Source organism: Chitinophaga sancti (genome assembly GCF_034087045.1).
Lineage (GTDB): Bacteria > Bacteroidota > Bacteroidia > Chitinophagales > Chitinophagaceae > Chitinophaga > Chitinophaga sancti_B.
The window spans coordinates 6,283,333-6,297,158 of sequence record NZ_CP139247.1; the positions used below are offsets into that span (position 1 = coordinate 6,283,333).

General features: G+C 44.1%; 8 protein-coding genes and 1 tRNA gene. All 9 read right to left on the reverse strand.

The window, feature by feature from the left end:
• Nucleotides 1–122: 122 nt before the first annotated feature.
• Nucleotides 123–671: a hypothetical protein gene (locus tag SIO70_RS25420; RefSeq protein WP_320575516.1), complete on the reverse strand. Its 549-nt coding sequence runs from the start codon at nucleotides 669–671 to the stop codon at nucleotides 123–125.
• Nucleotides 672–1,000: 329 nt separating this feature from the next.
• Nucleotides 1,001–1,073, reverse strand: a tRNA-Lys gene (locus SIO70_RS25425).
• Between the two features lie 42 nt (nucleotides 1,074–1,115).
• Nucleotides 1,116–2,159, reverse strand: coding sequence for a LacI family DNA-binding transcriptional regulator (locus SIO70_RS25430; protein WP_320575518.1), 1,044 nt, complete (start codon nucleotides 2,157–2,159; stop codon nucleotides 1,116–1,118).
• Between the two features lie 27 nt (nucleotides 2,160–2,186).
• Nucleotides 2,187–3,377, reverse strand: coding sequence for a sugar MFS transporter (locus SIO70_RS25435; protein WP_320575520.1), 1,191 nt, complete (start codon nucleotides 3,375–3,377; stop codon nucleotides 2,187–2,189).
• 2 nt (nucleotides 3,378–3,379) lie between these two features.
• Nucleotides 3,380–6,652 carry a GH92 family glycosyl hydrolase gene (locus SIO70_RS25440; RefSeq protein WP_320575522.1) on the reverse strand — a complete coding sequence of 1,091 codons (3,273 nt, stop codon included), beginning with the start codon at nucleotides 6,650–6,652 and terminating at the stop codon, nucleotides 3,380–3,382.
• Nucleotides 6,652–7,779: a DUF4185 domain-containing protein gene (locus SIO70_RS25445; RefSeq protein ID WP_320575523.1), complete on the reverse strand. Its 1,128-nt coding sequence runs from the start codon at nucleotides 7,777–7,779 to the stop codon at nucleotides 6,652–6,654. Before SIO70_RS25445 ends, SIO70_RS25440 begins: the two co-directional genes overlap by 1 nt.
• A 2-nt stretch (nucleotides 7,780–7,781) precedes the next feature.
• The gene (locus SIO70_RS25450; RefSeq protein ID WP_320575524.1) at nucleotides 7,782–8,885 is read right to left on the reverse strand and encodes a prolipoprotein diacylglyceryl transferase; all 1,104 of its coding nucleotides are present in this window, start codon (nucleotides 8,883–8,885) and stop codon (nucleotides 7,782–7,784) included.
• A gap of 4 nt (nucleotides 8,886–8,889) precedes the next feature.
• Nucleotides 8,890–12,027, reverse strand: coding sequence for a TonB-dependent receptor (locus tag SIO70_RS25455; protein ID WP_320575525.1), 3,138 nt, complete (start codon nucleotides 12,025–12,027; stop codon nucleotides 8,890–8,892).
• A 35-nt stretch (nucleotides 12,028–12,062) separates the two neighbouring features.
• The gene (locus SIO70_RS25460; protein ID WP_320575527.1) at nucleotides 12,063–13,817 is read right to left on the reverse strand and encodes a RagB/SusD family nutrient uptake outer membrane protein; all 1,755 of its coding nucleotides are present in this window, start codon (nucleotides 13,815–13,817) and stop codon (nucleotides 12,063–12,065) included.
• Between the last annotated feature and the right edge of the window lie 9 nt (nucleotides 13,818–13,826).

Below are 13,826 nucleotides of genomic sequence, written 5' to 3' on the forward strand. Positions count from 1 at the left end.
ATGCAACAGCTGCCCGCGATGTGCAGCTACCCATTCAATCATGTAATCTATAACAGGAGCAAGCTTTGTTGAATGGTTACAAGTTTCAGCGCGTATTTTACCAGGAGATGAAAGAAGTCACCTTAAAAATAATACCCCACCTTTAAAGAAGCTTCCGGATTTATTATTGGCAATGTAAAACGCTTATTATCCACCGCTACGTTTTTATCCCCTGCTATCCGAAGACTTAAACTTCCCCATGGAGACAGGTACAAATGCTTATACAATGTAAAATTATACCCTAAGCTCCCGTTCAACAGAAAGTTATTAAATTTCGCCGTTTGCACCTTTGCATCTGTTTGAATAGTACTATTCCAGAAAACGGGGCCGGCTCCGATCCACCAACCCTTCCAGTCCTTATTCAGAAAACGGTCTACCAGCAGTGCATAAGCATGCACCTGGTGATTGGAAAAATCCTTTTCTGTTGACCAGTCAGGCTTTTTTACAAAAGCGGTCAACGCTCTTAGTCTCCAGACATCTTTTCCAATCCATGCTCCTCCAAAATAGCCCCCCGTAGCATAGGGAAGGAAATCCAATTCCAGCCCAAACTTTATTTGACCAGGTTTATTTTCTTGCGCCTGCGAATTCAGGCAAAGACAAAGTGATAGTCCCAGAAAGAAAAACTTCAGCATTTTGTTATTAATTGTTCCGATCCAAATGTAAAGCATTCCCAAACCAGAATTCCTGTCCACGGTCAGTCCCCAGGCTATTGCATGCCAGTTTGCGGCCATTAAAATTAAAAATATTTATTATGCAGACTACCATTTCGGCCGTCTTCCGTTTAAATTTAAAAGCATTGTGTTAATTTACTTACCCAGGACGTAGATAGGTGAAGTCACTGCCAGGCGGCATTGTTGCCACCCCTTTGCAAGGATAAAATGCTATATGGAGAAAAACCGGTACAAAAATAGTCTATATAATAAAAAAGAAAAGCCGGTTCTATCGAACCGGCTTTTCTTTGTGATCCCGTTGGGACTCGAACCCAAGACCCATACATTAAAAGTGTATTGCTCTACCAACTGAGCTACGGAATCTGTTCCCATTTTCTCTCAAACGGGACGCGAAGATAATAGTTTCTATTTACTCCCCAAATATTTTTTTGAATTTTTTACTACCGAAGATCCTCTCACCTTCATCTTCGTTTTCAAAACCACCTCTCGTGGTTCCGCTGAAACCTTCTCCGGATCAAGCCTGTCAAGCAATAACCCAATCACTTTATGCGCTATCTTTTCTATCGGTTGTGCTATAGCCGTTACCGGTGTAGCAAACAATTCAAAAATGTCATGATCATCAAAAGAGATCACCGCCAGATCTTCGGGTACCTTCAATTTCAACTGTGTCATAGCTTTCAAGCCACAGGAACCCGCCTGTATCGCGCCGAATAAAATCGCATCCAGCTTAGGATTGGCCACCAGGAAATCGCGTATGGTTTGCACCATGACTTTCTCTTCAGGCGTAAAATCGATTTCCAGTACATAGGGTTTTAAGCCTTCATTTTTCAATGCATTCCTATAGCCCTTCAATCGCCCCTTCATCTGCGTAAGCGAAGAGGAAAAGGTAATAAAGCCAATATTGCTATACCCCTGTTTAATCAGGTAGTTTGTAGCATTCTCCGCACTCGGCTCATTGTCGATGACTACATAATCCGTCTTTACTTTTGGTAAGTAACGATCGAACATCACCACCGGCATTCCTGCTTTGATCAGTTCATTTACTTCCTTCTCCACTCCCGGAGGCGGAGAAATAATATACCCATCTACGCTTCTATCCTTCAATACATTGATCAGCTCTTTCGTCTTCTCCGTATCATTATCTGTACTGCAGTAGATAATCCTATACCCTTCCTTATACGCCTCATTCTCTATCAAACGGGCAATAGTCGCAAAGAATGGGTCAGAGATGCTCTCCACCATCAAACCAATAATATGAGATTTTCCCGTTCTCAACCCACGGGCAATAGGACTTGGCCGATACCCTACCTCCTGTATATATTTCTCTACCCGCTCCACCAGTTCCTCACTGATCCGCTTCTCCTCCGCCTTTCCATTCAGGATAAAAGAAACTGCTGTTTTGGAAATATTCAGGCCATCAGCAATATCCTTGATTCTTAATTTCTTCACAAGTGGTTATTTAAGATCAAAAATAGATTATTTTTTAGCCAGCCTTGGATAATTATAACCGAATAATAAAATCACGATATAACAAATGATAGGCAGATAATACGCCGCAGCCACGTTGTGGTTGGCGATCAACCCCATCAAAGGTGGAAAAATCCCACCTCCGACCACGCCCATCACGATGAAAGAAGAGGCCTGCTGCGTGTGCTTTCCCAGATTTTTCAACCCCAGGCTAAAGATAGTCGGGAACATAATGCTGAAAAAGAAATTGATCATTAACAACGCTACAAACGAAACCCATCCCCACTGCTGCGCGACTATCACACACATCACGATATTCATACCTGCAAATAGCGCCAACAGCTTATAAGGGGTAATGATACGCATCAAACCCGTACCCACAAAGCGACCTATCATCAGCAGGATCATACTCAATGAGAAAAAATACCCTGCCTTTTCATCACTCAACCCCATCACATCATGCCCATAATTGATAAAATATGCCCAGGTACCTCCCTGTGCTGCTGTATTGAAAAACTGCGCGATAGCCGCAAATACGAAGTGTTGCTGTCGGATCAGGGGCTTTGCTTCACCCAGGTCTTCATGCGTTGCATATTGCAATTTTGGAATGCGAATAAATAAAAAAACCACTGCCAGCGTAGCGATCACCCCTCCTATCACCATGTATAAATCCCGCACAGCCAGTAAATCATTTGATTCTTTCAGGATGATATAACTACCCAGCGCAGGACCAATCACCCCTCCCAGCCCATTGAAAGATTGGGCAAAATTGATACGCTGATCACTGGTACGCTGATCTCCCAAAGATGCGATCAACGGATGCGCGACTGTTTCCAAAGTAGCCAGTCCACAGGCCAGCACAAACAACGCCAACCGGAAAAAATTAAAAGAAACTGCTTCTGCCGCGGGGATAAACAAAAACGCACCCGAGGCATATAATAACAGACCTAATAAGATACCACGTTTATAACCAAACCGCTTCATGAATATACCTGCCGGTATTCCCATCACTGCATACGCTCCAAAAAGGGATAACTGTACCAACCCGGATCTTGACTTTGAAATATGTAAGACATGCTGAAAATGCCGGTTCAATACATCTCCCAGTGTGAGTGCTACTCCCCAGCATAAAAACAGGGAGGTCACAAATAAAAAGATAGTCAGGTATTTTCTTTCCGTGAAATTTGGTCGAACGCTCATTATTATTCCTTTTTACCGGCGACCGCGACAGCGACTCTAGAATCTGCACAGCCGTAATAAAGGAACCATTTATTATTGAATAACACAAGTCCTTCTATAAAAACAGTACCCGCAGGATACTGGCCGCTTTTTTCAAAAGCTTCCTGCGGGATAAGGAAAGGCTGATCCAACCTGTCTAAAAGCTGGTCAGGATGTTCGCTATCAAATAATGCCTGTCCTGCAGCATAGGTATTGGCGGTATAGCGCTTATCACCGTTAGCTGCATTGTTCTTTCCGTTATATAACAAGACGATCCCCTGTTCGGTTTTAACTGCCGGAGGACCACATTCGGTGAGGTCACTATCGAAATACCCTTTTCTTGGTGACATTAACTCTTTTAGCTTACCATCTGGTGTTGTGAGCGGCGTCCATTCATAGCCGTTATCAGACGTAGCGGCATATACATGATGCTCTCCCCAATACATCCAGTATTTGCCATTTACTTTGGAAATGACCAGTTGCCCATTATTTACCTCAGTAAGGATGGAAGCAGATTTGGATGCAATATCCCGGAAGGCCCCTTTGAATACCGGACCTTTTTTCTCCCAGTGAACCAGGTCTTTGGATAGTGCAGCTCCTAAACGCGGCACTTTATTGTTCCATTCTGTATACAATACAAGGTAGGTACCCTCTTTTGTCACTGCTACGCGGGGATCTTCACAACCACCTTTCCATTCAAATTCTTTTGCGTTGTCATTGTCAGGGAACAAAACAGGTTCTTTAGAGCGGGTTTTAATCAAAAGCCCGTCTTCACTGGTGGCCAGACCAACACGTGAGGTGCGCATACCAATGCCCTTGCCAGAGCGGTCTTCTGCTCTGTACAAAATACAAACCTTGCCATCCTTTAATACGGCGGCAGGATTGAATGTATCATTGGATTCCCAACCTACCAGTTCCCCCGTCATAGGGTCGCGGAAACTCGTTGTAGAATCAGGGCTTATTAAAGGATTTACACCCGCAGGACGCACGAATGGACCTAGTGCCCAACCACCGGCAGCAGTAAGCGAAAATGGCCTGTCTGCTGGCTTTACTCCTCTTTGTTTATTTGGCTCTGGTCCCATTACAAGGTGCAACACCCCTCCATTCATAATTGCATTATGCGTGATATAATTATGTTCATAAGGCACTCCATTCAAAGTCGCTGACTGGATATATACATTCCGGGGACTATTATTTTCCGCTTCTACTATGAACTGTTTGTTATTCTCAAGGGTGATCGTCATCTTTGGAAACAAAGGACTCCCAATCACATACTGATCTGTTCCGGGACATACACTATAAAACCCTGCAGCACTCAGCACATACCAGCTTGACATCTGCCCCTGATCTTCATCTCCGGGGTAGCCATTCTCAGTAGCATTGTACATATTCTGCATGATCTGTCTTACATGCCACTGGGTTTTCCAGGGCTGCCCGGCGTAGTTATATAAATAAACCAGGTGGTGGATTGGTTCATTCCCCTGCGCATACTGCCCCATGTTGAATTCGGCCATCTCCGTCATTTCATGGATCACCTGACCATACCCTCCAACTTTGATAGTACCCGGTATGCTGAATACGGAATCGATCTTATTCGTAAACTGTTGCTCCCCGTGCATCAGGTTGATCAATCCCTGCACATCATGGAATACTGACCATGTCCAGTGCCAAGCATTCCCTTCTGTATATGGACCACCCCAGTCCAAAGGATCGAACGGCATTACCCAATTTCCTTCTGCATCTTTTGCACGCATGAAACCAGTAGCAGGATCATACAGGTTTTTGTAATTATACATCTGGCGACTAAACACTTGCTCATAGAATGGCTGGTTCGTCATCTTTGCCAGCTGGTAACCACAGAAGTCATCATAGGCGAATTCCAACGTCCAGGAAGTGGCCCCTAATGTCTTTTCTGAATAAGGGCAATACCCCATTTCATAATACTCCTTGGAACCGGGTCTGCCATTCGCACTACCCCATGGACCTTTGTTGGTTGCCTCGTGGAAGTATGCTTTCAGGGCTTTTTGTGGATCAAAGGTGCGGATACCTTTTGCCCAGGCATCTGTCAATAGAGATATGGCATGATTGCCCAGCATTCCTCCTGTTTCGCCCGGAAATGACCAGGCAGGGAACCAGCCACATTGCTCCTGTGCATCCAGCAATGCCTGCATATAACGGCCTTCCATGGTTGGATGCATAATTGTATTCAAAGGAAATTGGCCCCTGAAGGTATCCCAAAAACCATTATCTGTATACATATACCCGGCATGGATCTTTCCATCGTAAGGACTGAAGTAGTATGGATTGCCCTCTTTGTCATATTCGAAGAACTGATGTGAGAAGAGATTGGCGTGGTAGAGACAGGAATAGAAAGTTGCCTTTTGTTCTGCTGTACCTCCTTCTACTTTCATCCTGGATAAGAGAGCATTCCAAACTTTATCGGCAGCAGTATGGGTATCTTCTAATTTTTTGAAAGTCCCCAACTCACGCTGTAATGTCAGTGTTGCCTGCTCTGGACTGATATAAGAAGAAGCTACCTTTGCTTCTACTTGTTTTGCATTGCCAAAGTCGATGTATGCACCCATACCTTCGCCTTCTCCTTCAGAATTATTTGCATTTATTTTATTATGCTGCCATGTACCATACGCCTTAAAAGGCTTGTCAAATGTGATCTCAAAATAATTACGGAAGTTCTGTGGCGCCCATCTGGCATTATTGACATAACCAGTAATCTTACGAGCCGAAGGATCTATCTTCACCTGGCTCATTTTGGTATACCCATCCAATAGAATTATAGATTTCTTAGAAGGAAATGAAAAACGAAAATGCGCCCCTCTTTCTGTCGGAGAGAATTCCGTTTTTATACCATTGTCAAAAGTGACTTTATAATAACCGGGTTGTGCGATTTCATTTTCATGTTTAAAAGAGGCGGCACGTTCATCCTCATTCACTACCAGTTCTGACTCAGGGAACAGCGAAAACACCGCATAGTCATTTACCCATGAGCTACACTGGTGTGATTGCTGAAAACCCCTGATCGTATGTACAAAATACTGGTACTTCCAGCCATCTCCATTCTTACCTGTTTGCGGGGTCCACGTATTCATGCCAAAAGGTAACGCTGTAGCCGGATAGGTATTACCATAAGAAAATTCATACTTGCTATTGGTTCCCTGCCTTGTATTTACATAGTTCACCTGGCTCATGCCATGCATAACTACAATGCACTGTAACAAGGCTAATAATAATTGCTTCATCAATGAGTTAGTTTAAGTCTGAGAAACCGTGGACGATATAAATGTGGATGTTTTTGCAGGTCGTTAAAGAATTCTATTGAATTCACATTATAACTGATCAATAGTTCACCCGGTGCAGAGATGCCCGGATGCGCCTTGGCATTGTACATCACATAGGTTTTTTCTTCCGCATCCTTACTGCAATCCCATAATTTGATCACAGGGCCAAAAGGACCAATAGGCGTAGTACCTACCCGCATACCAATGGTTGTACTTAAACCGCCTTCCTGGAAAATAAGCGCGTATTTACCATCTGGCAACGGCGATACACTGAGTTCATTGGATACTTTATTTGTTACATCAACGGCCTTATTCATTTCCTTCACCCATGTCTTGCCATTATAAAAACGCCATTGATCAAAGTGATCAAATTCTGCAGGCTTTACCCTCGCTACGACCATTCCCTTTTCCATACCATGTACACCATAGATGTATACATAGCCATCCGGTGCTGGCGCACCCGCTTTCTTTGTATTGACATAGATACCTGCTCCATAAGAGCCGATCTGCCCCGATTTATCTGTAAAAAAGAATGGTGTATCCATCTGCTCGTACTTTGTAAATGGAGGTGTTGTGCCCTTGGAGATCTTAATCAGTGTATTACCTACTTCCCTGAAACCAAATGCTTCCTGTGATACGTTGCGGATACGATAACCAAATATATAAAGGGTATTATCCTGTTCCTGGTTTACAAAACCATCGCCCAGCCAATAATAATCATTCTTCTCAGTGAGCGGGGTGCCGGGTTCAAATACGGAGATGGCTTCGTGTTGCTCATTCTCAGGCCAGGAGAATATCATCTCATGCCCATTCCAGGTAGCCACACTATTGTGAATCATGCGGGATCCGGGTTGTAATGAATCATTTTCTATCTTACCAATCATGGAATCACTAAAGATAAAAAGTAAACTGTCTGACTGACGGTTTTCCACCCCATTGAAGGGAATGGAATAAATACCATCTCCGCCAAACCAGCCGTTATTCCTGATGAAAAGTGCAGACCACTCCGGCGCCTCTTCTACCTTATATTGGGCCTGTAAGTTTGCTAGCAGTACCAGACCTGAAAGTGTAAAAAGCAGTCTCTTCATAACTATGGAATTTGTTTTGTAGGTGAAAAATAATATCTACCCGTTAACCAAACAAATCCGGCGACCCCTCCAGCCATAAAAAGTAGTGCAATTATCTGCGCCTGACTCAACTGAAATAAGGTATATTTCGGCGTAATACGTACTATTTCTATGTAATAGCGCTCGATTCCGTTCAATAATAAATATAAAAAAAACATTGCCCCCGGCACCCGCAATCTTTTCCTCACCATCCACATACCCATGAATAGCAGGATACACGATACCGCTTCATACAAAGGAGTTGGGTATACACCAAGTGGCAATTCATAATAGCCATTTTTAAATACCCCTGCATCAATTGCATTGTGTGGGTAGGTATAGGCCCATGCCCATTGCGGTATCCAGTCGGGTTTTACATGCCTGTTCACAATTCCCCAATCTCCATCACCTGACAACTGACAACCTATTCGCCCGATCCCATATGCCAGCATCATTCCCGGAGAGCCGATATCTGCCATATGGATCAGTTTGATCTTATGCCGGTAGCCAATGTACAGATAAGTCAATGCGCCAAATATGAGGCCTCCATAATAGGTAAAGCCACTTCGTGAAAATAATACCTGTATGGGGTTATACAGGAGCTCCTGAAAATGTTCTACAGCATCAAAGAGCTTGGCGCCAATAAACCCAAATACCGCCACCATGAATACGATGTATGACATGAGCTGGTAAGGGTGTATGAATTGGGAGACTGTTATTTTATAACTATAATAGGCCCATATGCCCCATACGAGTGCCAGCAAACAGCCTGCTATCCAGTTGCCCCTCAAAGAGAAAAGTAATGATACAGGATCCTGGTGCTCAAGTAAAGCCAATACAATCGCCACCACCTTATACCCTATCAGAAACCCTATACCCGCATTGACTATCACCTCCACCGGCTTACTGGCGGAACTGACCAGCATACCTCTTATTGTGCCGTCATTTTCTTTCCGCTTAAACTCTGCTACAAACGCCACGTAGGCCCCGGCAAATGCCAGGGCCATACATGTACCAAATGTCTGAAGGTTGACCTTCACCGTAATCTGGAATAGATAGCTGATCAAATCTCCGATAGTAGGAAACATATGCTTACAGACTTAATTGTACTCCTAAGTTCACCACCCGCTGGTTAATATAAGCATCACCCGCAGTATTCGTACTGATCTCAGGATCCTGCTGGTATTTACGATAGTTATCCCAGGTAAACAGGTTGTAAGCACTCATGTACACCCTTGCACTGTTCAGGTGAAAAGGCAGCATCTTCGTAGGAAACTGATACCCCAGATCCACTGTCTTCAAACGGATATAATGTGCATTCACTAACCAGTAATCAGATGGATAATAGGTAGGACTATTTACAGATGATTTGTTCGTAGTCAGTCTTGGATACTTTGCACTGCCAGCAGTCTCAGGTGTCCAGGCTTCCATATGTACCGGCTGGAACTGACCAATGAAAGGTTCTATACCTGTGCCAGTAATGATAAAACTGTAGTTGAAAGAACCCTGTAACAATACACTCAGACTAAAACCTTTGTAACTGGCCTGCAGGTTCATACCCAGATTCGTATTAGGCAGGTTTGGATGCCCGATGGCACGCTGGTCAAACACATTGATAAAACCATCTCCGTTCAGATCCTGGTATTTCAAATCACCCGCATGCAATGGCAAACCATTGTCTGGTACCGCTACAGTCTTGTTTCCCGCATTACTGCCACCATTGGATGCCATGTAGACATTTACATGATCAATATCCTCCTGTGTATAATACCCCAATGAGTGATAACCGAATGGCTGATTCAAAGGTTTCCCTGTATGTGATAACCATGGATAAGCAGGTGATGCTTCACTCTGATACAGGATCTTATTCTTTGCATAAGAGAAGACGAAATTCGCGCCCCACTGTACATTGCCAATACTGCTATGATACCCGATCTGACCGTCAAAACCCTGGTTCTGTGTACGACCAATGTTCACTGCAGGCAATCCCACACCAATGATATCAGGTACATTGTTCGGCACGATCAGCTGATCATAACGAATATTCCTGAACACCTCGATGGTAGCAGAAAGCTTGTTATTCTTCAGCATATTGATATCAATCGCCAGGTTAGTTTCCTTTTGCTTCTCCCAAACTACATTGCTGTTGGCGAGGTTCCCTTCGTAGAACATGGTATAGTTGGAAGGAGATTCACCGAACGGATACGTACTGCCATTCTGGATATAGTTCTGGGCATAGATATACCTGTTATTGGGCGCCACATCAGAGCCTACGATCCCATAGGAACCACGGATCTTGAAGAGACCGAATACAGGGAATGCTTCTTTGAAGAACTTTTCGCCAGACAGGTTATAACCCAGACCAATCGCCGGGAATAAACCGAAGCGATGACTTGCTGCAAACCTATCTGTACCATTGTATGCTGCTTTCAGATCCACGAGGTATTTGCCATCATATTCATAGTTGGCTGAACCGGAAACACCCTGAAACTTTGCAGGCACACCTACTGAAGCTGCATCCAGGTTATCATAGGCATCATAGGTTTGTGACTGCTGGTTTAATAATAACAAACCAGTTACGTGATGCTTTTGATTGAAGGTGCGGTCATAATTGGAAAAGAATTGCAGGTTCACATTATTTGTATAGATATTGGTATTCCCTGAATAGTAAATATTGGAGAATACATACGTACCTGCAGGATTCAGGGTATAAGACTTATCAGTAGGATCGTAATGATAAGAAGGAATGGAACCAAAGTTACCCGTTCCTCTTGTATACTGCTCCTGGCTGGAATAGGCGATACGGGCACTGATGGACAAACCATCGGTAATTTTATTCAGTTGCTGGGTAGCATTGAATACGATATTGTAATCCGTTCTCTTTGCATTCTGATAACCACCTGTGGCCAGTCGTGCATTTAAGGTTGGTAAATGTCCTGTATTGAAACGGGAATAAGCATATGCATAGGAGCCATCAGGATTCAGGAAGGGTGCTGTGAACGGCGTTAATTTACTAAAGTCAAATACTTCAGACAATGCACTGTTTGCTGACAGGTTCGGTGAATTCGTTGTTGAAAAACGCGTGGTCACATCCAGTCGCATCGTCAGTGTCTTATTTGCTCTCAGATCCAGGTTAGACCTGAAATTGTATCTCTTGAAATTGTAGTTGGTATTCACTGTACCACGTGGATCAGGGAAAGTACGTACCAGTCCATTCTGGTTCATGGCACCACCTGAGATGAAGTACTTTACTGTTTCATTACCTCCTGAGATATCCAGGTTGGTATTCTGCTGAAAACTGAATTGTTTGAAGATCGCATCGTACCAGTTTACATCCGGATGTCCATAAGGATCGGTATGATTTTTATATGCATCCAGGTCTGCCTGTGTGAACTCTGCCGTCAGTCCATCATTCGCATCTGCCTGGTTGATAAGGCGTGCAGACTCATATGCATCCAGGAACTTGGGAATCTTTGTCGGTGTTTGTGTACCACCTTCCACACGTACGTTGATCTGCGGTTTACCCAGTTTACCCCGACGGGTAGTCACTACCAGTACCCCATTTGCGCCTTTAATACCATAGATGGCAGTAGTGCTGGCATCTTTCAATACGGAGATAGAGGCAATTTCATTTACGTTGATCTGTTGCAACTGATCATAGGTATATTCCACATCATCCACGATGATCAAAGGTTTATTACCAGCAGGGTTCAGTGAACTCACACCACGGATATAAAAGTCAGACGCATCTTTACCCGGCTGACCAGATGACTGTTGAGAGAAGAAACCCGGTAATCTGCCAGACAGTGCATTCTGCACATTAGCAGTAGGTACGTTCCTGATTTCAGCCGCATTGATGGTGTTGACAGAGCCTGTACTGGTGATACGGGTTGTCTTACCATAACCTACTACCACTACCTCATCCAATGCCTGGTTATCCGAAGCCAGTGTGACATCTATTCCATCATTCTTGCCTGCCACATTCAGTTCTCTTGTCACAAAACCGAGATAACGGAACACGAGAATATTGGAAGATCCTTTTAAAGTCAGTTTGAATTTACCCGCTGCATCAGTGATCATCCCATTCGTAGGTACCCCTTTCTCAGCCACCGTTACACCAGGCAGCGGCCCCTGAATATCACGCACAGCGCCGGTAATCACCCGGTGCTGCGCCAGTAGCACGCCGGGGAGTAAAGATATTATACAAATCAGCAGTATTATTTTCCGCATATCTGATTGTTTGTAATTTTTAGGAATTGAGTAGCTTACCATCCCGGGTTTTGTTTCATAGCCGGGTTCTTCGCCACTTCATTGTAAGGGATGGGATACAGGTATTGGTTGTCTTTGAATACCGTGGTCAGTATATTCACTGTACTATAGGTATTGGAAGCGCCGTTCTTTACAATGAATATACCTGTACGTGGCTGGCCCATCACAGTACCTGCTATCTTCCAGCGACGGATATCGAAATAACGGTGCTCCTCAAAAGCGAACTCAATTCTCCATTCATTCTGTATCACGGCCCTCATCTCTGCCTGTGTCATATTTGGTGTAAGACCATAGTTACCATCATCACCTGCTGCAATACCAGCTCTTGACCTGATGGCGTACAATTGCTCATATACATCTGACTGTGGTGCGTACTCTGCTTCGTTACGTGCTTCTGCATACCCCAGTAGAATTTCTGCATAGCGCATCACAATCCAGTCGGACGAATGATTGCTATAAGTGGTGGCTGCTTCAAAGTCACCCATAAATTTGCGCATATAGTAACCACTCTCTGTCTGTTGCTGAGAAGAATTCGGTTTACTCTTACCACCTTCATAAGTATCTACTGTGCTGCTCAACCAGGTAGCGCCATTGTAAAAAATGGTTGCATTAAATCGTGGATCACGTTTTACATCATTTAGTAAACTATAAGGATCAGCAGCGAGATAACCGGAAGCAGGGTTTGTAATAGGTAAACCATTCTGCATAGGAAAAGCATTGACCAACTCCTGGGTAGGACTGGTATTGCCCGTACCACCAGCCTGAAAACCTACAGGGCCATTCCGGGTTTCGATACCGGTAGAGTTATTCCCCGGACGTATAAAAATCCTTTCACTATTATTCTGATCGAGGAAGATATGTGTGAATGAAGGTAAGAGGGAATACACACCCAGGTTCATCACATCTTTTGCCGCCTGTGCTGCCAGTGTCCATCGGTTTACATCATAATCTGTATAACCTGTCAGGGCATTCCCACTCTCTATATTACCACCATTAAACAGCGGGCTCGCAGCCAGCAACAAGGTTTTTGCCTTCAGTGCCAGTGCTGCACCTTTTGTAGCTCTGTAGTTATCACCATCTGATACAGGTGCAGAGATCAGGCTATCTTTGATCGCATCACATTCATTGACGATATAAGTGATACAATCTGCAAATGTGTTACGTGGTATCTCAAGATTATCTTCGATGTTGTAGACTTTATCACCCAGCAATGGTACACCGCCATAACGTCTTACCAGTTCGAAGTAGAAATAGGCACGGAGAAAACGCGCTTCACTTCTCCATATCTGGGCAGTAGTGGTGCCGTTGGACAAACCACCTTTTACAGGTACCACACCGATACCATTGATAAAGATATTTGCATTGCGCACCCCTGCCCAGAAAGCATCCGGCACACCAGAGCTGGAAGGAGCCTGTGAGAGGTTGGTACCTTCCCAGTAATTTTCAGACCCCGGGAAGTTGAACGATGTGACTGCATTTGTAGTAAGCAGCGTTACAGGAATATTGCTGCCTGTCTGTGAAGACACCGCATCATCACTCGCTGCATCCAGGTAATCACCGCCTACGCGGTTATGTCCACTCTTCACGATGGCATATATACCATATAGGTAAGATTGTGCATTCACACCCGCAGAATCCAGCGGATCAAAGACATAATTGCCTGTCACTTTATCTACCGGAAACTGCTCGTACTTTTTGCAACCACTGATGAGGGCAGCGAGCAGTAGTATTTTATGAATATAATTTTTCATGGCTCAGTC

Bases quoted from the DNA above. Each gene is read 5' to 3' on its own strand.
- SIO70_RS25435 (WP_320575520.1), bottom strand. From the start codon at position 3,377: ATGAGCGTTCGACCAAATTTCACGGAAAGAAAATACCTGACTATCTTT.
- SIO70_RS25440 (WP_320575522.1), bottom strand. From the start codon at position 6,652: ATGAAGCAATTATTATTAGCCTTGTTACAGTGCATTGTAGTTATGCAT.
- SIO70_RS25455 (WP_320575525.1), bottom strand. From the start codon at position 12,027: ATGCGGAAAATAATACTGCTGATTTGTATAATATCTTTACTCCCCGGC.
- SIO70_RS25420 (WP_320575516.1), bottom strand. From the start codon at position 671: ATGCTGAAGTTTTTCTTTCTGGGACTATCACTTTGTCTTTGCCTGAAT.
- SIO70_RS25450 (WP_320575524.1), bottom strand. From the start codon at position 8,885: ATGTTTCCTACTATCGGAGATTTGATCAGCTATCTATTCCAGATTACG.
- SIO70_RS25445 (WP_320575523.1), bottom strand. From the start codon at position 7,779: ATGAAGAGACTGCTTTTTACACTTTCAGGTCTGGTACTGCTAGCAAAC.
- SIO70_RS25460 (WP_320575527.1), bottom strand. From the start codon at position 13,817: ATGAAAAATTATATTCATAAAATACTACTGCTCGCTGCCCTCATCAGT.